This window comes from Paraburkholderia sp. LEh10 (assembly GCF_017814945.1).
In the GTDB taxonomy this organism is placed as follows: Bacteria; Pseudomonadota; Gammaproteobacteria; order Burkholderiales; family Burkholderiaceae; genus Paraburkholderia.
In genome coordinates this window covers 1-23,612 of sequence record NZ_JAGIPX010000013.1, presented here as the reverse complement: position 1 = coordinate 23,612, position 23,612 = coordinate 1, and the positions used below count along the sequence as shown (strand labels likewise).

Sequence of the window (23,612 nt, the reverse complement as noted above, 5' to 3'; positions counted from 1 at the left end):
CTTGCTCCAGACCTGTTTCCAGCACATCAGGAGGGCGCCGCGAGAGTCCCTCGAGACGGCCCCTTCGGCCTGGCACGCGGCCCCCGTCAGTGCGGGGCCGAAGTTGGCCGCCTCCCGGTCGGCGTCAGCGAGTACATCGGCAGGGACCCTGCCCCAGATCGACAGGCTGGCGAGCACGCCGGCACAGCCAATGAGAATGACGACAGTGCGTCCGAGTCGGGCCGAGGGTCTGGCGATAGTATCGAATGGCATGGGGAACCTCGTCTTGCAGGGGCTTGTGAGCGGTCTTATCGGCACGCGCCTGCAAAACCGTAGGGTTCCCTCAAATTTTTTCTTTGCGCCGGATTACATCGGCTCAGCGTTGTAACCCGTCACGACCCCCATCTGAATAGGCCTGCTCGAGCGCGTTCGCGACGTCCGTCATGCGAAGCAGCCTGTTGTCGACCAGCTTTTTTCCCGTCTGCTCGAACGATTTGATTTCGATGTCCTGGTCGGCAATCGCGAGCAGCGCCGGCCAGTAAGTCTCTTTCCTGATTCTATGGACCATGCTTACTTCCAGTTTTCGGCATTAGCGCCAATAGCTGTCGAGAATGTCCGCGGCCGCGGCTCGCACCCTATCCCGTTCCGCGTGAGACGTCAATTCAGATCGCCTTGTCTTCGGATGTTCGGCTCGACCGACGCTATGACCCATCAACAGGCCGAAGTCGTAGGCCCGCTCGAGGGCTTTGGCGACACTCGAAACGCGGACGAGCCGAATGTCGGCTGTGGCCTTGCCTGACTCCGTTAGTGAATGAATGCCAAGTTCCTCGCTGGCGATTGCGATGAGCGGCTCCCAATGAACTTCTTTCCTGACTTGCTCAACCATGCTGATCTCCTGCATTGCTTACTTAACTTTGCTATCTGTAAGTCTATAAAGCCGGCGCGCAGGCGTGAGTGGCGTTCTGCCGCACCTGGAGCCAGTAGTCACTTAATAACAATTAAGTAGATTAGTCAACCTATTTGGATGAGATATCCTCTAACTGGACATTGGTCAACGGCATCCTCGCGGCAGGCCGAGGCTTATAATTCGGCCACACATAATCAGCCGGAGTCATGTGATGAAACGATCCTACGATGCGATTCAGGCGGAGATCCAGAAACTGCAACGGGAAGCAGCCGCCGTGCGCAGTGAGGAGCGCGACGCAGCGATCGGGAGGATTCGCGCGGAGATGGCGCGTTATGACATCTCCGCCGATGAGTTGCGCGATCCGATGCCCGCCGTGCGCGGGGGGACGCGTGCGAAGAATCGAGGTGCGGCTTCCGTCGCAATCGTGACGCCGGCGGCCACCGGCGCGCGTGACGAGTCGCCCGCCGTCAGACTGTTAGAGGAAGCCGGCATCGACTTTCGACGCAAGATCCCGCTCAAGGCGCCGAAGAGGACGAGCACCACCAGGACCACCAGGAAAGGCGCGCCCAAGGCGGCGCGCACGGCGTCCTAAGTGTGGAGAGGCGTTATTTCATATGGCTGTTGCGCCAGTCACGTGGCGTCATGCCGAACTGTCGTGTGAACCAGTTCGTGAACGAACCCTGTTGTGCATAGCCGAGCATCGTGGCAACCCGTCCTATCGGATAGCGTGGGTTGCTCATGTAGCGCACCGCAAGCTCGCGCCGAACTTCATCGACGAGCGCTGAAAAGCTGATCTTCAGCGATCCAAGCTGGCGCTGCATGGTGCGCACGCTCATGCGCAAATGATGCGCAACCAGTTCGACAGTGGCCTGTTCGAGGGGCAGCAGCAGATAGATCGCCTTGCGCACTTCGAGTGCGGTCGAATCCGCGCCCGTTACGTTGAGCGGATTGACAAGGCTTTCGGCGTACCGCACCAGTTCGGGATCAGCGACGGGATTCGGATAGTCCAGATCGGCGGACGAACACACGAAACCGTTGAAGTCGCTGTCGAATTCCAGCGGACAGCCAAAAAATCGCCGGTGAAAAGTCAGATCAGCGGGCCCGTGATGAACGAAATGGACAGCGCGCGGTTTCCAGTGAGTGCCGAGCAGAGCGCTCGAATGACGGCCGAGCACACCGATTGCAAGTTCGATGGCCTGCCGCGTTGGCGTACCCGGTTCGACGACGAGCTCTTCCCGGATGGTCACCGTTTTGCCCGCGTCCTCGACATAGATGGCCAGTGCTTCGTTGATCAGATGCCGGTATTCGACCGCGGCCAGCAACACCTCACGCAGCGTGCGCTTGTGCGCAAGCAGGACGTTGACCACGCCCGTCCCGAACTTCTGTCGCGTCTCGGCCATCTGCAGCGCGAACGTTGGACATGACGCCTTTTCGGCGGTGAGTTCCATCAGCCGGCAGGCGCCGGCAGCGGATATGCGATCGTCCGCATTCGCCAGCGCCACGGCATCGATCCCGACTTCGTGAGCGAGCTCGACCGGGTTCAGTCCGAGCCGCCGCGTCACGTCGAAGTAGCCGCTCATCGCCACCGACCGCAGCATCGTTTCCATTGTTGTCTCTCCGCACGCAACTGACACTGCGCCTGCCGTTCCGTAATGAAATGCCTACTGCGCACGCTTACTGGTGTTAACGCGTAGTGGCATCAACTGCTAAAACGTTGGCGCTCAATCATAAAAGTGTAATGCGTGATTGCCGTATCGTGCGATCTCAACGGTACTTCATTTTCCGACTCGCAAACGCGATTCATCGTGTCGCAAACGTCGGAAGTCCATCACCTCACTTTGGAGAACGAGATGCAGTTTCTCGACGATTCGCTTCACCCCGAGAATCAGGACAAGGTAGTCATCACCACGGCGCCGTACGGCCCGGAATGGATGCCCGAAGATTTTCCGGAAGACATTCCGGTGACGATGGACGAACAGATCCAGAAAGCCGTCGACTGCTATAACGCGGGCGCCACGGTACTGCATCTGCATGTGCGTGAACTGGACGGCAAGGGTTCGAAGCGCCTGTCGAAGTTCAACGAACTGATCGCGGGCGTGCGAGCCGCTGTGCCCGACATGATCATCCAGGTCGGCGGCTCGATTTCGTTTGCACCGGAAGACGAAGGCCAGGCCGCGAAGTGGCTGTCCGACGACACGCGTCACATGCTTGCCGATCTCGAACCGGCGCCGGATCAGGTGACGGTTGCGATCAACACCACGCAGATGAACATCATGGAGTTGCTCTATCCTGAGTATCTGGAAGGCACTTCGTTGTCCAATCCTGCGTTCATGGCAGCGTATAGCGAAATGACCGTACCGGCGGGCCCGGCGTGGGTCGAGGAGCATCTGCGTCGTCTGCAGGCGGCGGGCATTCAGCCGCACTTCCAGCTGACTGGCATCCACGCGCTCGAGACGCTCGACCGGCTGGTGCGCAAGGGCGTCTACAAAGGTCCGCTGAACCTGACGTGGATCGGCATCGGTGGCGGCTTTGACGGTCCTAACCCGTTTAACTTCTTCAACTTCGTGCATCGCGCGCCGGATGGCTGCACGCTCACGGCGGAATCGCTGCTCAAGAACGTGCTGCCGTTCAACATGATGGCGATGGCGATGGGCTTGCATCCGCGCTGCGGCATCGAGGACACGATCATCGACCAGCACGGCAATCGCTTTACGTCGGTGCAGCAGATCGAACAGTGCGTGCGCGTCGCGCGTGAACTCGGGCGCGAGATCGCCACGGGCAAGGAAGCGCGCGAGATCTACCGCATCGGCGTGCAGTACGAGACGGTCGAAGAAACGCTCGCTGCGAACGGCATGGCGCCGAACCGCCAGGCGGGCGTCCGGAATCTGCCGCTGCGCGCGGCATGACGGAACGAACCCCGGCCGATGCATCCGCTGACGCCGGGTTCTGATGACAGTGCTTCCCGGCGCGAGCCGGAGAGCGAGCGGTATCAATAAGCGGCACTTTCCCGGTGCGGAAAACGACGGCCGCGAACTGAACGAGACGTGAAGGAGACAAACCATGCTGATGCAGCATGCCGAGCCCACGACGGGCGATCTGTCGGCAACAAAAACGGATGTGCGCGCCTATGCCTGGGTCGTATTTGCATTGACGGTCGGATTGCTGCTTTCCGACTACATGTCGCGTCAGGTGCTGAATGCCGTGTTTCCGTTGCTCAAGGCGGCATGGAATCTTTCCGACACACGGCTGGGTTCGCTTAGCAGCGTGGTCGCATTGATGGTCGGCGTGCTGACGTTCCCGCTGTCGGTGCTCGCCGACCGCTGGGGCCGCGTCAAAAGCATCGTCCTGATGGCAGCGATGTGGAGCCTCGCGACGCTGGGCTGCGCGATTTCGACGAACTACGGCGAGATGCTGCTGGCGCGTGCGTTCGTCGGCATCGGCGAAGCGGCCTACGGTAGTGTCGGGATCGCGGTCGTCCTCAGCATTTTCCCGGCGCGGCTGCGCTCGACGCTCACGGGCACCTTCATGGCGGGCGGCGCGTTCGGCTCGGTGCTGGGCATGGCCCTCGGCGGCGCGGTCGCGGCTCACATGGGCTGGCGCTGGGCATTCGGCGCGATGGCCGTCATGGGCATCGTACTCGTCATCGTCTACCGATTCGTCGTCACTGAAAAACGTCTTGCGCCGCTGCAACCGGCAGGCGTGAGCCGGCAAGGCGAAGGACTCGGTGTGCGCATGAGCTTCCGTGCGCTGATGAAGGGTCTCTTCTCGACCAAGTCGGTTGTATGCGCGTATGTCGGCAGCGGCATTCATCTGCTGGTTCCCGCCGCTGTCTGGGCGTGGATGCCGAGCTTCCTGAATCGCTACTACGGCATGCCTGCCGGCAAGGCAGCAGCAAGCGCGGCGCTGTTCGTGCTGGTGACGGGTCTCGGCATGGTGGTGTGCGGAAATCTGGCCGACCGGCTCAGCAAGAATGTGCGGGAAAGAAAGTGGGCGACCGCGATCGCCTACTGCCTGACCTGCTTCGCATTGCTCGCGATCGGCTTTTGCCTGCCCGCAGGTCCGTTGCAGCTCATCGTGATCGGCGTCGGCATGTTCTTCAGCGCAGGCGCGACGGGTCCCTCGGGCGCAATGGTCGCGAACCTCACGCCGCCGTCGATTCACGCCTCGGCGTTCGCAACCCTGACACTCGCGAACAACCTGTTGGGCCTCGCGCCCGCCGCCGTTCTGACGGGTTTGATCGCCGACCGGATCGGCCTGCTTGGGGCGTTGCAGCTCGTTCCCATTGCGCCGCTCGTCGCCTCGATCGCATTTTTCATCGGCAGGCGGAATTACTCGCGGGATCTGGATCGCGTGAACGCGCTGCGCGAGCAGGCCGTTCGCTGAAGACAGAGTTCCCACTCGCGTCACCGGGCCGGGCATCGGAAGCAGCACCTTGGCATGCGACAGTAAGTCACCTGAAAGGTAAGCTCGTTCGGCCATATAATTGATATGTCAACTGGTTAAGTTGACATGGAAACTGACTAGAACCGCAGTTTGAAAAGATAGGAGATTCAACATGGCCAAAGCAGTGCGCTTCCATGAAACCGGTGGTCCCGAAGTGTTGCGCTACGAGGACGTTGAAGTGGGCAACCCCGGCCCCGGACAGGTCCGCCTGCGCCATGAAGCGGTGGGCCTGAATTTCGCCGACACCTACTTCCGCAGCGGCCTGTATCCCGTTCCGCTGCCCGCGGGGATGGGCGTCGAGGCGGCGGGTGTGGTGGAAGCGATCGGTCCCGACGTGACGAACGTGGCGCCGGGCGATCGTGTGACCTATACCGGCTTTGTCAATACGCTTGGCGCCTATAGCACCGAACGCCTGATTCCGGCGGCCCCCCTCATCAAGCTGCCCGATGGGATCAGCTGCGAAACGGCTGCCGGCATGACGATGCGCGGCCTGACTGCGTCGTATCTGATGCGCCGCATCTACGACTTCAAGGCGGGCGACACCATTCTGCTGCATGCGGCCGCGGGCGGGGTCGGACTGATCGTGTCGCAATGGGCGAAGCTGCTGGGTCTCACGGTGATCGGCACGGTGTCGACGCAAGCCAAGGCCGAGGTCGCGCGCGCGCATGGCTGCGACCACATCATCAACTACAGCAAGGAAAACGTCGCGAAACGCGTGCGTGAACTGACCGAGGGCGTCGGCGTGAACGTGGTGTTCGACAGCGTCGGCAAGGATACTTTCGAGGCCTCGCTCGATTCGCTCAAGCGTCGTGGCCTGATGGTCTGCGTAGGCACGGCGTCGGGCCCGATTCCGCCGTTCAATCCGCAGATCCTCGCGGTCAAGGGCTCGCTCTATATGACACGCCCGGCATTGGCGGACTACATTGCCGATCCCGCCGAGAAGAACGAACTCGCGGGCGAAATTTTCGGGCATATCGCTGCGGGCCGCATCAAGATCGAACTGAACCAGCGTTACGCGCTGGAGGACGCGGCGCAAGCCCACCGCGACCTGGAATCGCGCAAGACGACGGGTTCGTCGGTCTTCGTTATCTGAGGAGCCAGTCATGCGAATCGAACAATTGACGTGTGCGATCGGCGCGGAACTGGTCGGCGTGAATCTCGCCGATGCGATCCACGATGACGGCCTGTTTGCCGAAATCCGCGCCGCGCTGCTGAAGCATCGAGTGCTGTTCGTGCGTGAACAGGAGATCACGCGCGCCGAGCATGTCGCGTTTGCGCGCCGCTTTGGCGAACTGGAAGATCATCCCGTCGCGGGCAGCGATCCGGAACACCCGGGCCTCGTGCGTATCTACAAGACGCCGGACCAGCCCAACGACCGCTACGAAAACGCGTGGCACGCGGATGCGACCTGGCGCGAGGCGCCGCAGTTCGGCGCGGTGCTGCGCTGCGTCGAGTGTCCGCCCGTCGGCGGCGATACGATGTGGGCGAACATGGTGCTCGCTTACGAGAACCTGCCGGAGCACATCAAGACGCAGATCGCGGACCTGCGCGGGCGCCACAGCATCGAGGCGAGCTTTGGCGCGGTGATGCCCATCGAGAAGCGTCTTGCGCTGAAGGCGCAATTCCCCGACGCGGAGCATCCGGTGGTGCGCACGCACCCCGAGACGGGCGAGAAGGTGTTGTTCGTGAGCGCGTTCACCACCCATTTCACGAACTATCACACGCCGTCGCGGGTGCGCTTCGGGCAGGACGCGAATCCGGGTGCGGGCGATCTGCTGCGCTATCTGATCAGCCAGGCGTACATCCCCGAGTACCAGGTGCGCTGGCGCTGGCAGAAGAACAGCATCGCGATCTGGGACAACCGCAGCACGCAGCACTACGCGGTGATGGACTACCCGCCGTGCCACCGCAAGATGGAGCGCGCCGGGATTATCGGCGACAAGCCGTACTGATCGCGCAGGAAGCTGATTCATGTCCCTCGATACAACACCGACCATTCTGATGGTGCCTGGCTTGCGCGACCACGTCGCACAGCACTGGCAAACCTTGCTGGAGAAAAAGCTCTCGAAGGCGGCGTCGGTGCCGCCGCTCGAGCACGACAAGCTCAGTTGCGCGGCGCGTGTTGCCGCACTCGATGCGGCGCTCGCGAAAATCGACGGCCCGGTGATCCTCGTCGCGCACAGCGCGGGCGTGATGATCACCGTGCAGTGGGCGCAGCGGCACAAGCGCAAGATTCACGGTGCACTGCTGGCCGCGCCCGCGGACCTCGAAACACCGTTGCCGGCCGGCTATCCGACCATTGACGCGCTCGCGCAGAACGGCTGGCATCCCGTTGCGCGCACGCCGCTGCCGTTCCCGAGCATCGTCGGAGCCAGCCGCAACGATCCACTCGCGAAGTTCGAGCGTGTCGAAGCAATGGCGAAGGATTGGGGCAGCAGCCTCGTCGACCTCGGCGAAGTCGGTCACCTCAATCCCGCTGCGGGCTTTGGCGAATGGCCGATGGCGGAGATGCTGATTCATGAGTTGCTGTGATCCGGCGCAGGTCGCGTCAGATCGAAAAAAGGAATCTGGGATGTCACGTCAGATACATGTGGGCAGAGTCGATGAGCTCGGACCTGGTCAACGCAAGCTCGCCTTTATTGATGGCGGCAGCATCGTCCTGTTCAACATCGACGGCACGATTCACGCAATCGACAACGCGTGCCCCCACAACGGGGCTTCCCTCGCGAGCGGCCAACTGGACGGCTGCGTGCTGCGCTGCCCCGCGCACGGCCTGCGGTTCGATGTGCGCACGGGCTGCATGCCGGGGGCAGGCGGGTTGAGTGTGACGACTTTCCCGGTCCATGCAATCGATGGGCAACTGGTCGTGAGTCTCGACGGGCAGGCCGCGACGCCCTTGCGTGCGCAAACGTGCAGAGCGTCAACGTGATCAAGGGCGTGGGCCCGAAAACCAATCAGGAGAAGGAACGATGCAAGGTTTGATGATGCAGCAGCCGCTGCTGGTCGCTTCGCTGCTCATGCACGCCGAACGCCATCACGGTCAGCAGGAAATCGTCTCGCGACGAGTCGAAGGAGACATTCACCGCTATACGTACCGCGAGCTCGCGCAACGCGCGCGCCGCATGGCGAACGCGCTGGCCGCGCTCGGCATCGAACAGGGCGAGCGGGTGGGGACGCTCGCATGGAACGGCTATCGTCACATGGAGCTGTATTTTGCCGTGTCGGGGTCCGGGTCCGTGCTGCATACGCTCAACCCCCGGCTGCACGTCGATCAGCTGGCGTACATCATCGAGCATGCCGACGATCGCGTCGTGTTCTTCGACCTGACGTTTCTCCCGCTGATCGAGAGCGTCGCGCCGCGCGTGAAAAGCCCGAAGGTTTTCGTGGCCATGACCGACCGCGCACACATGCCGCAAACGCACGGCCTGTCGTCGATGCTGATGTGCTACGAGGACCTCGTCGATCTTCACGACGACGCCTTCGACTGGCCGTTGCTCGACGAGAACAGTGCATCGTCGCTGTGCTATACGTCGGGCACCACGGGCAACCCGAAGGGCGTGCTGTACAGCCACCGCTCGACGCTGCTGCACACCTATGCGGCCGCTCTGCCTGATTCGCTGAACTGTTCGGCGCGCGACGTGATTCTGCCCGTCGTGCCGATGTTTCATGTGAATGCGTGGGGACTGCCGTACATCGCCTGCATGGTCGGCGCAAAGCTGGTCTTTCCGGGACCGGCGCTCGACGGCAAGTCGCTCTACGAACTGATCGAAACGGAACAGGTCACGCTGTCGGCGGGTGTGCCGACCGTCTGGCAGGGACTGCTCGCGCATGTCGAGGCGATCGACGGCGCGTTCTCGTCGATGACGCGCACGATCATCGGCGGCGCGCCTTGTCCGACAGCGATGACGGCCGCATTTCAGAGCCGCTATCGGGTCGACGTGCTGCACGCATGGGGCATGACGGAATTGAGCCCGGTCGGCACCGTTTGCAGTTTCAAGGCCCATCAGGTTGCCCTGCCGACGAACGAGCGTTACGCGGTTCAGGCGAAGCAGGGGCGCTCGGTCTTCGGCATCGATATGAAGATCGTCGGCCCGGATGGCGAAGAATTGCCGTGGGACGGCAAAGCCGCGGGCGATCTGATGGTTCGTGGTCAGTGGGTCACGCGGCAGTACTTCGGCAGCGATGACGCGTCGCCGCTGCGCGGCGGCTGGTTTCCGACGGGTGACGTCGCAAGGATCGACGCCGACGGTTTCATGCAGATCACGGATCGCAGCAAGGACGTCATCAAGTCCGGCGGAGAATGGATCAGCTCGACCGAGATCGAGAACGTCGCGTGCCTGCACCCGGAAGTCACGGCGGCGGTGTGTATCGCTGCGCGGCATCCGAAGTGGGACGAACGGCCGCTGCTGCTGATCGTGAAGAGGCCGGGCAGCGCACTGGGCGCGGACGAACTGCTAGGCTTCTTCGACGGCCGTGTTGCGAAGTGGTGGAAGCCCGATGCAGTCGTGTTCGTCGATACGGTTCCCCTTGGTGCAACGGGCAAGGTGCTCAAGCACCAGTTGCGAGATCAGTTTGGGGACTACTACCTGACGGCGTGACACGCCGACCTGTCCGGCGCGATCGAGTCCGGAGGAGACAACAATGAAATCAAAGTTTAAATTAAGCGGGATTGCGGCGATGGCGTTGGTCGCCAACGCAGCCCATGCCCAATCGTCGGTCACGCTGTATGGCGTGATCGACAGCGGCCTGCTGTATCAGAGCACGTCGGCGGCCACGTTTCAGCCGCATGCGCCGAACCTGGGCCATGTGTGGCAACTCAAGGATGGTGGGATCTACGCGAGCTACTGGGGCCTGAAGGGAAGCGAAGACATCGGCGGCGGCTATAAGGTCAACTTCAAGCTGCAAGGCGTGTTCAATTCCACCAACGGCAGGTTCGGTCTCGCCGACACGCCGGGCACCACGGCGATCTTCAACCAGTTCGCGACGATCGGCGTGTCCGGGCCTTTCGGCACCTTCGACGCCGGCCGGCAGATCATCCCGATGATCTATGCGATGGCGGAAACCGATGTGCGCGGCGCACAGTACTTCGGCAGTATCCTGACCGCGTGGCTCGGCATCAATCAGGCGGCCGGTTGGCCCGGCACCAGCACGAACGCGCCGATCGGCGCGCTGTATGACAGCAATGCGCTGGTCTATAACTCGCCGAAATTCTATGGTGCGTCGCTCGCGCTCGAGTACGCGCCGGGCGGCGTGGCCGGCCAATTCCAGGGCGGCACGCGCGAGTCTGCCGTGCTCAAGTATTCGAACTATGGTCTGAATCTGTCCGCTGTGTACTACAACGGACACGATACCAATCCATTTCCGCTGACCTATCCGGCCGCTCCCGCCGTGCCGGCGACGGGTCTGGCCAATAACCGCTTCTACTATTTCGGCGCGATGTACACGATCAGCGGATTTTCTGTCTCCGCCTCGTATGGCATCGGCAAGAACCCCGCGAAGAGCAATACCGCGGACTTCGAGATGGTGTCGGGTGGCCTTGGCTACCAGTTCAGCCCGCGTTTCAAGGTCACGTCCGGCTACTACTACCTGAAAGACCGGAACAATTCGTCAAACCACTCGAGCGAATTCGCAGTGGGCGCGGAATACAACCTGTCGCAAAGGACGAAGGCATACGCGCAGGTAGGGTATGTCGACAACAAGGGAACCATGAACCAGACGATCATCTACGGCGCCCCGGTTGCGCCGGGAACGTCCACCACTGCGGTGATGATGGGCGTTCGCCACACCTTCTGATTCCGCCATCCATAACAACGGGAGTACACGATGAAAAGCAATCAGGCAGTTCAACTGGCGGTCGCCACCCTGATAGTTGTCATGTCCACGAATGCGTGGTCGCAGTCGGGCCAGACGGCCAGTGCGCCTGCCAACGCGCCGGGTGCATCGGCGACGGCGGCGTCCGGCGCAGTCGCACCCGCCAACGGCAAGAAAGCAGATCGCGCGCTGCGCCGGAAGGTGTATGCCGCGATCGGAAAGCAAAAGGAGATCAGCGCCGGGAACATCAGTGTCACCGCGAAAAACGGTGCAGTGACGCTGAATGGTTCAGTTACGGATGCTTCGCAGATCGACAAGGTTGTGGAGATTACGAAGGGTGTTCCCGGCGTGACTTCCGTGACCAACAAGCTCACGGTGCAGAAGCCGTTTGGCGGCATGTAAGCCGGATCAGTTCGCGACCTCACAGGTTGGAAAAAACACGCCGAGGCGGCCAGGCCCTGCCGCGTCGGTGAACCTTCAGTTGATATTGCATCATCCAGGCGCCGCGCACGGCCGTGCGCGCGCCGCCTGTAAATCAGCTGGCCTCCCAGCCGTTCGCTGCCAGGATCTTGTCCAGCAAGTAACGCAGCGCTTCAGCTTCTGGCTCGCTCAGACACTCGAATAGCGCCTTGTCGCGCCGGTCCATCGTTGGGCCAACTTTCTTGAAGATCCTCTTCCCCTCCGCTGTCAGCGAAATGATGACGCTGCGCCCGTCCTCCTCACTGCTCGCGCGCCCGAGGATTCCCTTTCCGAGCAGGGCGTCCACGGTGCGGCTCGCCTGACTCTTGTCGAGGTTGGCGCGCCGGGAAATATCCATGATGGTCTGCGGACCGAATGTACCGATTACCCCAATGATGCTTGCCTCCGGGTAAGGCACGCCGAGCTTTTCCCGGGACAACTCGGCGCTCATGCGGTCGGCTATCTTGGTTAGCGCCTTTAGCCGGTAGGTCAGGGATTCGTCGGGACTGGACTCAATCGTCACCATAGTGTCGCTCAAAAATGTAACTCAGGATTTGCAGGGATAAACTCGACTATGTTGCTCCCGAACGGTGGGTAAGGTCAATTTTTCCCGAACCAGGACGGCAGGCGCGCTGTGTTGCGTCAATACGTTTACAGTTGATAACTCAATTAACCCGACACAGGCGAAAAAGCCACCTCGCCTGGGCGGGTGGCTTCGGGTGTGGTACGGGGCACGGCATGCTGGGCAACCGGCATTGGTGCCCGCGCAGGTTTGGACATCAGAAGGCGTGACGGATACCCACCATGCCTGCGGCGGTATTCTTGCCGACCGCGACAGGTTGTCCGTACACGAGCGTCTGGTTCATCGTGCCACGGTTGGAGACGTAGCCGCCCTGAGCGTACAACGTCGTGCTCTTGGACAGGTTGTAATCGGCGCCCAGCACGTAGGCGGTCGACTGGTTCTGGTTGTGCTTCTCATCCTTCACGTAGTAGATGCCCGACGTGACCTCGAAGGCTGGGTTGAAGCGATAGCCGAGGCCACCCGTCCACATGTCGAAATCACCAGAGGCGATTCCCGCAGCAAGGTTTCCGTTCGGGTTCGCGGGGTTGCGCCCGTTGCTGAACGAACCGGAAACCGAGATGCCCTTCCACGTGTACTTTGCGCCGAAATAGACGAAGCGGTTGTTGTTCACGCCCGTCGCGGGGACGGTCGTGCCCGCGTACGTGAATGGGCTTGCGTCATGCCCGTTGTAGTAGACGGCTGCGGCATTCAGACCGTAATTCGAGTACTTGAGCACGGCCGACTCGCGCGTGCCGCCCTGAAAATGGCCCGGCACGCCGCCAGGCGCATACTCGAGCGCGACCGACACGCCATAGAAGGATGGCGAGTTGTAGACAAGCGCATTGCTGTCGTACAGCGCACCGATGCTCCCGTTCGTGCTGTTGGCCGTCCAGCCCGACTGCTGGTTCATCGTGAGCCATGCGGTGAGCACGCTGCCGAAGAACCACGCGTTGCGCACGTCGGTTTCCGCAAGAGCGTAAGCCATAGGCGCAAGCTGTCGACCGGCGTCGAACTTGCCGAACGGGCCTGACACGCCGACCGTCGCGATCTGGTTGAACAGCGCCGGGGTATTTGCCGTGTCGCTTAGCGTGAACTTACCCGTACCGCTGTCGAACGAGCCTTGGAGCCGGAAGTTGATCTTGTAGCCACCGCCGATGTCTTCGCTGCCCTTCAGTCCGAAGAGGCTCGAGTAGATACCGCCGTCCTTGAAACGGAAGACGTGCCCGAGGTTAGGGTTTCTCGATGCGATCGGCAAAAAATTCGCCGCTGCGGTGCTTTGCCAGAGCAGGCCGGAATCAACCGTGCCGTAAAGCGTGACTGACGACTGCGCGTGTGCGGTTGCCGCGGCTGCAAGGAATGTTGCGGCTACCGTAATCCTCAACTTCATGTGGTCTCCTGCGTAATGATATTCAACTGCTGGATGCCACACCCGCGTTCGGATGAAAGCGCGCAGCATCTGATACACGAAGAATACTGACCCCCACTCATTTGTACTGCCCCCACCGGTGGGGGGGAGGGTTTGTCGTAATACCGGCGTATCGAGACGGTGGTCCAGCCTTATGTGATAGGGGTTGCAAGCCACCCGTCAAATCGCGCTCGCGTTCATCGGGCGGTGAAAGTGCTCATTCATGTTGCAGATTGGTGACGAAACAGGGAGGTGAAGACATTAGCCTCGCAGGAATTTCAGGTCATACATATGTTGAATTATCATTCTTATAATTGTTTATTCAACTTTACCGGTGATTGAATTCCATAAACCAAAGGCTCAGGCGGCTTCCTGCAAAAGACCCATCATCTGCGCTCTACGCACGATCTGCCGGCGCGAAGTCACGTCCAGTTTCTGGAAGAGGTTCTTCATATGCCACTTCACCGTTTCCTGGCCGACTCCCATCGCGAGTGCGATTTCCTTGTTGGTGAGGTGGCGGCTGACCAGCTCCAGCACGCAGCGTTCCTTCGGCGTCAGCGTCTGACTCGGGGTCGCGCGCGGCGCGACATCAGACCTGGGTCTCACCGGTGAGGCCGCCTCGGGTGCGGACTGCGGTTTGAGCATGGCGCCGGGTCGCGGTGCGCCGTCCGCGCCGCGCTCTTGCAGCCATTCGGTGAATGCCGGATGGAGGTCGGGCGCAGCGAGACTCATCCCGTACGCGGCGCCCAGATCCACGGCTTCACAGAGCAGCGCGGTGCCGCTTTCGCCGAGACTGTCCTGCACGAAAGCGCGCAATGCCATCAAGTCAACGCCGACACTGCCGAGCTTGGTGGCCTCCGCGCCTTCCTCCGCCAGCGCGAGTGCATGGTCGGCCGCGCCCCAGTCTTGCCCTGCGATCGCGACGAAAGCCTGCGCGATATGCTGATGCAGAAGCAGCGTGCGACGCCTGAGCGGACATTCGGGCGCCGCGTGCTCAGCCACCAGTTGCTCCAGCCGGCGGAACAGCGTGCGACAGGTCGCCGATCTGAAGCGGCCGCTGTGCAGCCTGATCTGCTCTGTCAGGCTCGCCACGCATAGCCTTGGCATCCGACGCGCGGCGCCAATCGCGTGAAGCGTTTCGAGCAAGTCCAGCGCACGGTATTCCGCGCCGTTCGCAGCGAAGACGCGCGCGGCCGTCCGATAGGCGAAAATCACTGCGTCGGGTGTGCCGCTGCGTTCGAGCACATCCATCCGGTTAGCCAGCAATGCAGCCGCTTCGTCGAACGCGCCGCGCTTGAACCGGGTCGTCGCAAGCAGCGCGGCGATCATGCAGGAAAATGGGTGTCGGCGGCCGAGATCGTCGTCTGCTTGCAGCAGGGCCGGGCGCAGCGTGCGTTCGGCCAGCACCATTTGCCCTTCGAGCAGATAGCCGAGCCCCGTCATATAGGCTCGCCAACGAACCACGTACCGGTAGGCGGCGCTTTGGTCCCCTGGCGGTGTGTGCCGCCAGTATCGGCGGGCTTTTGCGTATTCGCCCTCCGTGAGCGCTCGCACGGCGAGCCGGTTCGCATGCACCTGTTGCAGCCACGCGTCACTCACTGGCGGCGTCTCGCCCCAGCGATCCATCAGTCTGGCGGCGCGGTCGGGTTCATCCTCGAAATAGGCGGCCGCACTCAGAATGAGGTCGATCTCGTAGCGCATCGCTTCGTCGGGTGCTGCGCTGCGCAGGATCGCTTGCGCATGCGCCTGAGCCTGCTGCTGACGATCGCTCAATGCAAGCGCCCAGGCGACGGCAAGCCGCAGCCGTGGATGGCGCTCCAGTATGGGCTCGGGCAACCATTCGAGCCATTCGAGTACAGCGGCCAGCCGACCTTGCGTGACCGCCTCGTGCAAAGACCGCTGCGCGAGCAGCCAGGCGGTATCCTCCTGCCCGCATGCAAGCGCGTGGCGCGCGGCGGACTCCGTCATGCCGTGATCGGCTAGCCAGTGCGTCGCGCGTCGATGCAGGTCGGCTTGCGCCGCACACGGGAGAGCCGCCAGACGGCTGCGTAACGCTTCACGTGCGATCCGGTGCAGGCGAAACCACTTGCCACCTCCGTGCGGGCTGGAAAAGAGCGGTGTATCCCGGGCGAGCTGCAAGAGTCGCCGCTTCGCGTCAGGCATTCCGGTAAGCGCTTCGCACAGATCTTCATGCAGCAGGTCCACGACCGAAAGACGGGTTAGCAAGTCGATATCCTCGCCACTGAGCCGCTCTAGCAGTGCAGTGACGAACTGTTCGCGAATATGGACGGTGCTGCCGGCGAAGGCGTCGAAGCTGGAGACGGGATCGTCCGTGTCCGCGATCGCAGCCAGCGCCATTTGCAAAGCAAGCGGCCAGCCTTCCGTGATGTCGTGCAAGCGCGCGCATGCCTCGGCATCGGCCTTTGCGCCCATGCGGCCGCCGATCAGATCCATCGTTTCGTCTAACCGAAAGCGCAGCGCCGCGGCATCTACGGCGGCGCATTGTCCATAGGGGCCCAGGCGCTTGATGATCTTGTCAAACCCGGTGCGTGACGCGATCACGATGCGCAGATTTGAAGGCAGGTTCTCAAGAACGTAGGTGAGCGTTTCCATACTCGCCTGTGCCAACTGCTCGGCTTCGTCGAGCATCAGGACCATATCGAGCGCCGTGCGATCGACTTCGGCCAGCCAGGCTGCCACGCCTTCAAATGGTGAGTCGGACAAAGTCCTTCCTTCCAGCAGACGTCTTCCGAACGAAGCCCGCCCGGACCCCGCGCGCACCGCAAGCGTGAGGCCTGCGAGCAGGCGCGACGGATCGTCGTGGCCGTCGAGCGAGAGCCACGCGACCGTACTTCCGCGCATCAGGAATTCCTGACGCCACTGGATCAATAGAGACGTCTTGCCGAACCCGGGCGGCGCCTGCACGATGGTCGCGGAAATGTCGCGGAAGCGCCCGCTGTCCGAACTCAGGCGTGCGCGGGCCAGCATGTGCCGCGGTGCACGGGGCGGGCTGATCTTGAGCGTCAATTCCGGGTTCGTGACAGTTGATTGACTTATCATCAAAAATGGGTGTCGGAAGACCAATGTCGAAAAAGTGACGAAATATACGGGTAGGATCGAAAACGTCCAATTTATGTCCGGCTGCGGTTGCGCGAAATATTCGAATCTTCTGGTGGACATATCAACTAAATGATAGGCTCGTGGCTTTGGTAGTCAAAGCGACATTTCGACGCGATTGCTGGGGCGATATGAGGCGTCAACCAGGAGATCAGCGCGGCATCCGACCAGCAGCGACGCGGCATTGAACAGTTGAATCAGGCAATCGGCCAGATGGACGAGGTCGCTTCGTCGGCCAGCCGTGCCGCGCGGTCGACTTCCGCGGCGCCGCTTCGGCGCAAAAAAGTTGAGCGTTGCCGGCGGCGCTCGCGGCGCGCGGTGCTGAAATCGGCGATGGCTTCACTGAGCGCATGCTCGTCACGGTCGGCGAGGCGTGTCTGAAGCCTGCAATCCTGCTGGCCATCGGCGGGCCTGGCCACGACGAGCTGCGCAAAGCGACGAGTCCCCGCGTCATGGACGCGCCTGCCCGAACGATGCTGACGCCCGGCATCAATTCGGCGTTTCGCAAGAACCTCGAGCGCCAGCACAATTCGGGTGCGCAACGCATCGCCACGGGTGGCGAGCCCCAAGGCAAGTGGGACGGCCAATCAGTACTTTTCGAAGTCGATGGCGCGCGCATGCTGGAAGACCCATTGCTGTCGGAGGAAGTCTTTCGCCCTACGGCGTTATTGGTGCGCGTGAAAGACGTCGAGCAAATGATTGCTATTGCAAGGCAGTTTCGCGGACAACTCTCTGCAACGATGCAAATCGATCCCGCCGACCACGCGCTTGCTGCGCGGCTGGTGCCTATTCTCGAACGTCGTACGGGGCGCATCGTTATCAATGCGTTCTCGCATCCGCAAGAGGGTGTCGTACGCATCGATTCATGGCGGACCGTTCCCCGCAACCTCCGACAGTCGCTTCACTTCAGTCGGCATGACGGCAATCGAGCGATTTCTGCGGCCAGTTTGCTACCAGGGTTTCCCGGACGATTTGCTACCGGAAGCGTTGAAGCGCGGCAATCCGTCAGGCATCTGGCGTCTCACCGATGGCGAATTGTCGAAGGCCTGAGTCGAGCCGGCAATGACGCATGCAGGCGCGCGGCCCGAATGCTTCGCGGGGTTGCGCGCTTCGTGTCGCTTGCGATGACAAGCTAAAGAATGTCCGGCCAACGGTCATATGGCGGATGGCACCCGCGGCCTGAATTTGCGCCTGCAATCGCGCAGCAAATGTTCTTGACGTGAGCAGAGGTCTTTTAGAAACTTTTGCGTAAGGAACAGCAATTCACTCGAAGCCTCTCGTACGAGGATTCAGTCCTGCACGCAACCGCGGCATCAGGCCGGTACTCGTCTCGGCCGCCTGTCTCGCTTGTAGTTTGCCCGTTTGCATGTGCCACCCTTGCATAGCCTAGGCGTAAGGAGCTTGACATGAGCAACACACAGACCATGAAGCTCGAGGTAGTCGTCATTCCCGTGTCGGACGTCGATCGCGCGAAGCAGTTCTACGCGGGTTTAGGCTGGAGGCTCGACGTCGATATCGCGAAGGACGATCAGTTTCGGGTCGTACACTTCACGCCTCCAGGCTCGCAATGCTCAGTGCTGTTCGGCAAGGGTGTCACGACGGAGGAGCCCGGCTCCGTACAGGGACTCCATCTCATCGTGTCGGACGTCGAAGCAGCGCGCGCAGAGCTTGTCGGTCGGGGCGTCGATGTGAGCGAAATCTTTCACGACGTCGGCGGCGTATTCCATCATGCTGGCGAAGAAGGCCGCGTTAGCGGCCCGCATCCGGAGCGAAAAAGCTACGGTTCTTTCGCGTCTTTCAGCGACCCAGATGGAAACGGCTGGGTTTTCCAGGAGGTGACCGCTCGGCTCCCCGGCCGTGTGGAGCAGGAAACGACGTTCGCTTCGGCGACGGAACTCGCGGGTGCGCTGCGCCGCGCGGCGGCCGCTCACGGCGAGCACGAGAAACAGACGGGCAAGCATGATGAAAACTGGCCCGACTGGTATGCCGGATTCATGGTCCGTGAGCAGGCTGGCGCGTAGCCATCTGCACGAGCATCGCCAGCGACTGGCTGGGCACTGCGCTCATGTTGAACGCACCTGACTACGCGATGCCGTCACGCTTCAGAGAGCCGGGGTCGGAGCGTTCGGGCTGATGACGCCGGCCGAGCACCGAGGTCGCGCCTCGCAGTCGCCTCGTGCTCGTCGAGGATCAGACGTTGCGTTGAGTACTCCGTTATCACGCGACGGACAGCGCCCGATATTCGTTCGTTAGTCCGTCGTGCCCGTCAGGGCCGGATAGTCAGTCAGTCCCTCAGCGCCGCCGCCAAACAGCGTTTCGCGATGATGCTCGGCAAGATCGGCGCCCGTGCGCAGGCGTTGCGGAAGATCGGGATTCGCAACGAATGGACGTCCAAAGGCGATGAGATCGGCCCAGCCGCCATCGATTGCTTCACGGGCACGATCGGCTGTGTATTTGCCTGCGTAGATCAGCACGCCCGGATAGGCTTGTCGAAGCTTCTGCTTGAACTCGACGGGCATATGCGGCGCGTCGTCCCAATCGGCCTCTGCGATATGGATGTAAGCGACGCCGATTTCGCCGAGCTTCCTCGCAGCCGCAAGGTAGGTCGTTTCGGGATCTGCGTCGACGCAGCCGTTCAACGTCGTCAGCGGCGCGAGCCGGATGCCGACGCGCCGTGCGTCGCCGGTGCCTTCGACAAGCGCCCGCGTGACTTCGTCCAGGAACCGCAGGCGATTTTTGAGCGAGCCGCCGTATTCATCGGTGCGGTTGTTCGCGTTGGAGTCGATGAACTGATTGACGAGGTAGCCATTGGCCGCATGCAGTTCGACCCCGTCGAATCCCGCCAGTATCGCGTTGCGGGCCGCGTCGCGAAACTGGCCGGCGACCTCGGCGATTTCCAGCGTCGTAAGGGCGCGCGGCGCCGAAGCCTGCACGAATCCCGGCACGTTGCCGCTGTCTGCAGTGGCAATGAAGACGTTGACGCCTTTGGCCTGAATCGCGGATGACGAAACCGGCTGCTCGCCATCGAGCAGGCTCGTATGGCTCAGTCGGCCGACATGCCACAGCTGTGCGAAGATGCGTCCGCCCGCATTGTGCACAGCCGTGGTGACCTTGCGCCAGCCGGCGGTCTGCGCGTGCGTGTGAATACCGGGTGTCCATGCATAGCCCTTCGCGAGCGGCGAGATATAGGTGCCTTCGCTGACGATCAGCCCGGCACTCGCACGCTGCGCATAATAAGCGGCCATCAGATCGTTGGCTTCATCGCCGGGCTGGCTTGCGCGCGAGCGTGTCATTGGCGGCATCACGATCCGGTTGGGAAGCGTGAGTTCACCCAATGCGAGAGGTTCGAAAAGCGGGTCATTCTTCATGATGCAGATTCCTTGCGCCGCTTGCGGCGTGTTTCGCTGCAAGCGTTCAGGTTGAAATTGCGGTATTGCTTCAGTCCCACACGGGTGCGAGCCCTGCCGGACTGACTTCGCGGCCGTCGCGTTCTAGCGTGGAGATTTGCGCGATGTCTTCGGCAGTCAGTTCGAGTTGTTGCGCGAGCAGATTGCTCGCGAGGTTCTCGCGTTTCGTCGACGACGGAATCACCGAGTAACCCAGTTGCAGCGCCCACGCGAGCGTGACTTGCGCCGCAGTCGCGTTGTGTCGCTTTGCGATTTCGCCGATCACGGGGTCTTTCAGCACCCTGCCGTAGGCAAGCGTCATGTATGACGTGACATGAATGCCTTGCTCGCGAAGGAACTCGACGAGCTTGCGGTTCTGCAAATACGGGCTCAATTCGATCTGATTGGTCGCCAGATTGTGCTTGCCGACCACGGCCATTGCCTGCTTCGTCAATTCAATGTTGAAGTTGGAGATGCCGATTTGTCGCGTGAGCCCTTGTGCCTTTGCATCCGCAAGCGCGCTCATGAATTCTTCTAGCGGGACGCCGTTATCGGGAGCGGGCCAGTGAATCAGCGTCAGGTCGACGTGATCGGCGCGCAGTTTAGCCAGGCTCTCTTTCAGGCTGGGAACGAGCTTGCTACGCGAGTAGTTATCGACCCAGATCTTGGTCGTCAGAAACAGCTCGTGGCGCGCGACGCCCGAGGCCGCGATCGCCGTGCCGACTTCCGCTTCGTTGCCATAGATTTGAGCGGTGTCGATCGTGCGATAGCCGAGTTCGAGGCCATTGCGCACGGAATCGATGACGGCCTGGCCTTGCAGGCGAAACGTGCCGAGGCCGAATGGCGGAATGTGATTCATGGAATTGCTCTCCAGCTTGATAGCGTGATTTTTGATCAAGGGTGGATCGAGCCAGTGCGAGCAGGCTCGTGCTGCCAGTCAGATCCCGCACAAGCTGCCTTCAGGGCGGTGCATATCGAGTTCGCGGTCTGAAGAACGAGCGGGACTGACTCCGCAAAGATTCGAATGGGATTCAATGGGTCACCGCGACGGCCGCGGCTGTGTGCCCGGGCAGTCGCGTGCGCCGATCGAGGCGTCCGCTCAGCGCAGTCAGCGCAAAGGCCACGACGGTTACGGCAGCGGCGATCCAGGGCGTATGGCCAAGCCCGAGGTGCGCGACGATCAGACCGCCCAGCGACGATCCGCCTGCGACACCGAGGTTGAACGCGGCGATGTTGAAGCCCGCCGCAACATCGGTCGCCTGCGGCGCAAACTGCTGGGCCTGCTTGACGACGTAGACCTGAAGACCTGGCACATTGCCGAATGCAACAGCGCCCCACGCGAGCATGGTCAGAACGGCGAGCCACGCATTGTGCGAAGTGAACGTGAACACCAGAAGCACGGCGGCAAGAAGCAGAAAGATGCGCTTCAATGCCTTCACGGGTCCTAGCGCGTCGGCGATCCTGCCGCCCCACACGTTACCGACCGCGACGGACACGCCGTACGCGACGAGCACCATGCTGACCTGCGACGGTGTGAATCCCGAGATCTGTTCCAGAATTGGCGCCATGAACGTGAACGCAATCAACGAGCCGCCGTAACCGACGGCCGTCATCGCATACACCAGCAACAGGCGCGGGTGAGCAATGACGCGCACTTGCTGGAGAAGCGCTGCCGGGCGCTGGTGCGGCAGGTTGTTCGGCATGAAGAACAGGGCGCCGAGCAGCGCGGCGAGGCCGAACAGCGCGACGACGAAAAACGTCGCACGCCAGCCGAAATGCTGGCCGATGAACGTGCCGAGCGGAATGCCCGCGACGAACGCGACGGTCATGCCGCTGAACATCGTTGCAATTGCGCTCGCGGACTTTTCTTTTGGCACGAGGGTCGTCGCAATGATCGAGCCGACCGAGAAGAACACGCCGTGCGCCAGTCCCGTCAGAATGCGCGCGACGACGAGCGATTCATACGAAGGCGCGCGCCATGCGATCAGATTTCCGATCGTAAAGAGCGCCATCAGCGCGATCAGCAAAGCCTTGCGCGGCACGCGCCCCGTCAGCGCGGTCAGTAGCGGCGCGCCGACGGCGACGCTCAACGCATACAGACTGACGAGCAGGCCCGCCGACGGCAGATTGACGCCGAGGTCGGCGGCGATCGTCGGGATGAGGCCGACAATGACGAACTCGGTCGTCCCGATTGCAAAAGCGCTGAGCGTCAGCGCGAAAAGTGCGAGTGGCATGGTCGTCTACCAGGAATCTTGATTGGACGGACGAAGTGTGCCAACTTTACTTTTGCGGAAAAACTGGTCTATAAACGAAACACTTTTGATTTCAAATCAAATATGAAAGTCACCCTCGACGAATTGCAGACCTTTGCGACCGTGGTCGATACGGGTTCGATCACGGCCGCCGCGGAACAGTTGAACCAGACCGTGTCGGGCGCGAGCCGGACGCTCGGAAGACTTGAAGAAAAGCTGCAAACCACGCTGCTGCGCCGGACCACGCGGCGGCTCGAGTTGACGGAGGAAGGCAAGGCGTTTCTGCACGATGCGCGGGGAATCATCGACGCGGTGGAGAACGCGGAAGAACAGCTTGCCGCGCGCCGCGAGAAGCCTTCGGGCCGGCTGCGCATCGATGCCGCCACGCCGTTCATGCTGCATGTGATCGTGCCGCTGCTGGCGGGCTATCGGGCGCGCTATCCGCAGGTCGAGTTGGAATTGAACAGCAACGAAGGCATCATCGATCTGATCGAGCGTCGTACCGATGTCGCAATCCGGATCGGCAGGCTCAAGGATTCGACGTTGCACAGCCGGCCGGTCGGCAGCAGCCGGATACGGGTGCTCGCGACACCGGCGTATCTGAAGAAACATGGTCATCCGAAACGCGTGGATGACCTCGCGAATCATTCGCTGCTCGGATTCACGCAGCCCGAGTCGCTCAATGTCTGGCCATTGGTCGGGACGGACAATGAGCTCTATCGAATCAATCCGACCATCGCTTCATCCAGCGGCGAAACATTGCGGCAGCTTGCGCTGGAGAGCGCCGGCATCGTTTGCCTGTCGGACTTCATGACGGGACGTGACCGTCGCGAAGGCAGGTTCGTCCAGCTTTTTCCCCGGCAAACACAGGATGTCCGGCAACCCATTCATGCCGTCTACTATCGCAACACGGCAATCTCGGCGCGGATCGCCTCGTTCGTCGACTATCTGGCCGAAGCCGTGAAGGAGACAGAGTTCGCGCGCACGTAGCCCATGTCCTGATGTATCTGCTTTAGGCACATGCTTGATATGAGAGGCATCGTCGAGCATCTTTCGCGCCATCGACGACGTTAGGCATGAAGGGACTTCGGTCCTTTTAGTCCTGGTGTGTGTCATCGCTCGTATTTGAAGTCGGCATGATCAAAAAAATATTTTCCAATTTCCCTTGACGCCGCGTGTCTGGTGGCTCAAAATTCGCCTCCCTCGTTGCTGAGGACGCAAAAAAGCAGCGCAAAACAGCGCCTTTTAGCGAATGTTCTTTAAAAATCAACAGCCGATAAGTGTGGGTGCT

The 23,612-nt window shown here is 61.5% G+C and carries 24 protein-coding genes; 13 read left to right on the top strand and 11 right to left on the bottom strand.

What is annotated here, in order from left to right; translation table 11 throughout:
• Window positions 1-355: 355 nt before the first annotated feature.
• Both J8I87_RS13300 and J8I87_RS13295 read right to left on the bottom strand, forming a co-directional pair.
• Complete coding sequence (locus tag J8I87_RS13300; RefSeq protein ID WP_209931924.1) at window positions 356-547, bottom strand: hypothetical protein; 192 nt, start codon at window positions 545-547, stop codon at window positions 356-358.
• A gap of 21 nt (window positions 548-568) precedes the next feature.
• Window positions 569-865, bottom strand: coding sequence for a DUF6900 domain-containing protein (locus J8I87_RS13295; protein WP_209931923.1), 297 nt, complete (start codon window positions 863-865; stop codon window positions 569-571).
• 232 nt (window positions 866-1,097) lie between these two features.
• Between J8I87_RS13295 and J8I87_RS13290 the strand changes: the two genes are divergently transcribed.
• Window positions 1,098-1,478, top strand: a complete 381-nt coding sequence (locus J8I87_RS13290; RefSeq protein ID WP_209931922.1) for an H-NS family nucleoid-associated regulatory protein — start codon at window positions 1,098-1,100, stop codon at window positions 1,476-1,478.
• A gap of 13 nt (window positions 1,479-1,491) precedes the next feature.
• On the opposite strand, the gene J8I87_RS13285 is transcribed toward J8I87_RS13290, so the two are convergent.
• Window positions 1,492-2,493, bottom strand: a complete 1,002-nt coding sequence (locus J8I87_RS13285; RefSeq protein WP_209931921.1) for an AraC family transcriptional regulator — start codon at window positions 2,491-2,493, stop codon at window positions 1,492-1,494.
• 243 nt (window positions 2,494-2,736) lie between these two features.
• On the opposite strand from J8I87_RS13285, the gene J8I87_RS13280 reads away from it, so the two are divergent.
• The 9 genes from J8I87_RS13280 to J8I87_RS13240 all read left to right on the top strand — a co-directional run bounded on the left by J8I87_RS13280 (window position 2,737) and on the right by J8I87_RS13240 (window position 11,542).
• Entirely contained in the window at window positions 2,737-3,792 is a 1,056-nt protein-coding gene (locus J8I87_RS13280) for a 3-keto-5-aminohexanoate cleavage protein (RefSeq protein WP_209932042.1), read from the top strand.
• Between the two features lie 154 nt (window positions 3,793-3,946).
• Window positions 3,947-5,269 carry an MFS transporter gene (locus J8I87_RS13275; protein WP_209931920.1) on the top strand — a complete coding sequence of 441 codons (1,323 nt, stop codon included), beginning with the start codon at window positions 3,947-3,949 and terminating at the stop codon, window positions 5,267-5,269.
• A gap of 172 nt (window positions 5,270-5,441) precedes the next feature.
• The gene (locus J8I87_RS13270) at window positions 5,442-6,422 is read left to right on the top strand and encodes a quinone oxidoreductase (RefSeq protein WP_209931919.1); all 981 of its coding nucleotides are present in this window, start codon (window positions 5,442-5,444) and stop codon (window positions 6,420-6,422) included.
• 10 nt (window positions 6,423-6,432) lie between these two features.
• Complete coding sequence (locus J8I87_RS13265) at window positions 6,433-7,281, top strand: TauD/TfdA dioxygenase family protein (protein WP_209931918.1); 849 nt, start codon at window positions 6,433-6,435, stop codon at window positions 7,279-7,281.
• A gap of 19 nt (window positions 7,282-7,300) precedes the next feature.
• The gene (locus J8I87_RS13260) at window positions 7,301-7,861 is read left to right on the top strand and encodes an RBBP9/YdeN family alpha/beta hydrolase (RefSeq protein WP_209931917.1); all 561 of its coding nucleotides are present in this window, start codon (window positions 7,301-7,303) and stop codon (window positions 7,859-7,861) included.
• A 40-nt stretch (window positions 7,862-7,901) separates the two neighbouring features.
• Window positions 7,902-8,258 carry a Rieske 2Fe-2S domain-containing protein gene (locus J8I87_RS13255; RefSeq protein WP_209931916.1) on the top strand — a complete coding sequence of 119 codons (357 nt, stop codon included), beginning with the start codon at window positions 7,902-7,904 and terminating at the stop codon, window positions 8,256-8,258.
• Window positions 8,259-8,298: 40 nt separating this feature from the next.
• The gene (locus J8I87_RS13250; RefSeq protein WP_209931915.1) at window positions 8,299-9,927 is read left to right on the top strand and encodes a 3-(methylthio)propionyl-CoA ligase; all 1,629 of its coding nucleotides are present in this window, start codon (window positions 8,299-8,301) and stop codon (window positions 9,925-9,927) included.
• A gap of 43 nt (window positions 9,928-9,970) precedes the next feature.
• Window positions 9,971-11,122, top strand: coding sequence for a porin (locus J8I87_RS13245; protein WP_209931914.1), 1,152 nt, complete (start codon window positions 9,971-9,973; stop codon window positions 11,120-11,122).
• A 30-nt stretch (window positions 11,123-11,152) separates the two neighbouring features.
• Window positions 11,153-11,542 carry a BON domain-containing protein gene (locus J8I87_RS13240; protein WP_209931913.1) on the top strand — a complete coding sequence of 130 codons (390 nt, stop codon included), beginning with the start codon at window positions 11,153-11,155 and terminating at the stop codon, window positions 11,540-11,542.
• A gap of 133 nt (window positions 11,543-11,675) precedes the next feature.
• Here the strand turns inward: J8I87_RS13240 and J8I87_RS13235 are convergent, their stop codons facing one another.
• The 4 genes from J8I87_RS13235 to J8I87_RS44680 form a co-directional block, all read right to left on the bottom strand.
• On the bottom strand, window positions 11,676-12,125 hold the full coding sequence (locus tag J8I87_RS13235; RefSeq protein WP_209931912.1) for a MarR family winged helix-turn-helix transcriptional regulator: 450 nt from the start codon (window positions 12,123-12,125) through the stop codon (window positions 11,676-11,678).
• 253 nt (window positions 12,126-12,378) lie between these two features.
• Window positions 12,379-13,548, bottom strand: coding sequence for a porin (locus J8I87_RS13230; protein ID WP_209931911.1), 1,170 nt, complete (start codon window positions 13,546-13,548; stop codon window positions 12,379-12,381).
• Between the two features lie 378 nt (window positions 13,549-13,926).
• Window positions 13,927-16,554 carry a LuxR C-terminal-related transcriptional regulator gene (locus tag J8I87_RS13225; RefSeq protein WP_245253905.1) on the bottom strand — a complete coding sequence of 876 codons (2,628 nt, stop codon included), beginning with the start codon at window positions 16,552-16,554 and terminating at the stop codon, window positions 13,927-13,929.
• Window positions 16,555-16,880: 326 nt separating this feature from the next.
• A complete protein-coding gene (locus J8I87_RS44680; RefSeq protein ID WP_245253904.1) occupies window positions 16,881-17,102 on the bottom strand; it encodes a hypothetical protein in 222 nt (73 codons plus the stop codon).
• A 33-nt stretch (window positions 17,103-17,135) separates the two neighbouring features.
• Here J8I87_RS44680 and J8I87_RS13220 point away from each other — a divergent pair, with 33 nt between their 5' ends.
• Window positions 17,136-17,819, top strand: a complete 684-nt coding sequence (locus J8I87_RS13220; RefSeq protein ID WP_245253903.1) for a hypothetical protein — start codon at window positions 17,136-17,138, stop codon at window positions 17,817-17,819.
• Between the two features lie 270 nt (window positions 17,820-18,089).
• Entirely contained in the window at window positions 18,090-18,704 is a 615-nt protein-coding gene (locus J8I87_RS13215) for a VOC family protein (protein ID WP_209931909.1), read from the top strand.
• A gap of 228 nt (window positions 18,705-18,932) precedes the next feature.
• Here the strand turns inward: J8I87_RS13215 and J8I87_RS13210 are convergent, their stop codons facing one another.
• From J8I87_RS13210 to J8I87_RS13200, 3 genes are all read right to left on the bottom strand, one after another.
• On the bottom strand, window positions 18,933-20,051 hold the full coding sequence (locus J8I87_RS13210) for an alkene reductase (protein ID WP_209931908.1): 1,119 nt from the start codon (window positions 20,049-20,051) through the stop codon (window positions 18,933-18,935).
• Between the two features lie 70 nt (window positions 20,052-20,121).
• Entirely contained in the window at window positions 20,122-20,928 is an 807-nt protein-coding gene (gene dkgB / locus J8I87_RS13205) for a 2,5-didehydrogluconate reductase DkgB (protein ID WP_209931907.1), read from the bottom strand.
• A gap of 172 nt (window positions 20,929-21,100) precedes the next feature.
• Window positions 21,101-22,303: an MFS transporter gene (locus J8I87_RS13200; protein ID WP_209931906.1), complete on the bottom strand. Its 1,203-nt coding sequence runs from the start codon at window positions 22,301-22,303 to the stop codon at window positions 21,101-21,103.
• A 102-nt stretch (window positions 22,304-22,405) separates the two neighbouring features.
• Here J8I87_RS13200 and J8I87_RS13195 point away from each other — a divergent pair, with 102 nt between their 5' ends.
• Window positions 22,406-23,311, top strand: coding sequence for a LysR family transcriptional regulator (locus tag J8I87_RS13195; RefSeq protein ID WP_209931905.1), 906 nt, complete (start codon window positions 22,406-22,408; stop codon window positions 23,309-23,311).
• A gap of 106 nt (window positions 23,312-23,417) precedes the next feature.
• Here J8I87_RS13195 and J8I87_RS13190 read toward each other — a convergent pair.
• Window positions 23,418-23,612: hypothetical protein (locus tag J8I87_RS13190; RefSeq protein ID WP_209931904.1), on the bottom strand; the 195-nt coding region annotated here is incomplete at its 5' end.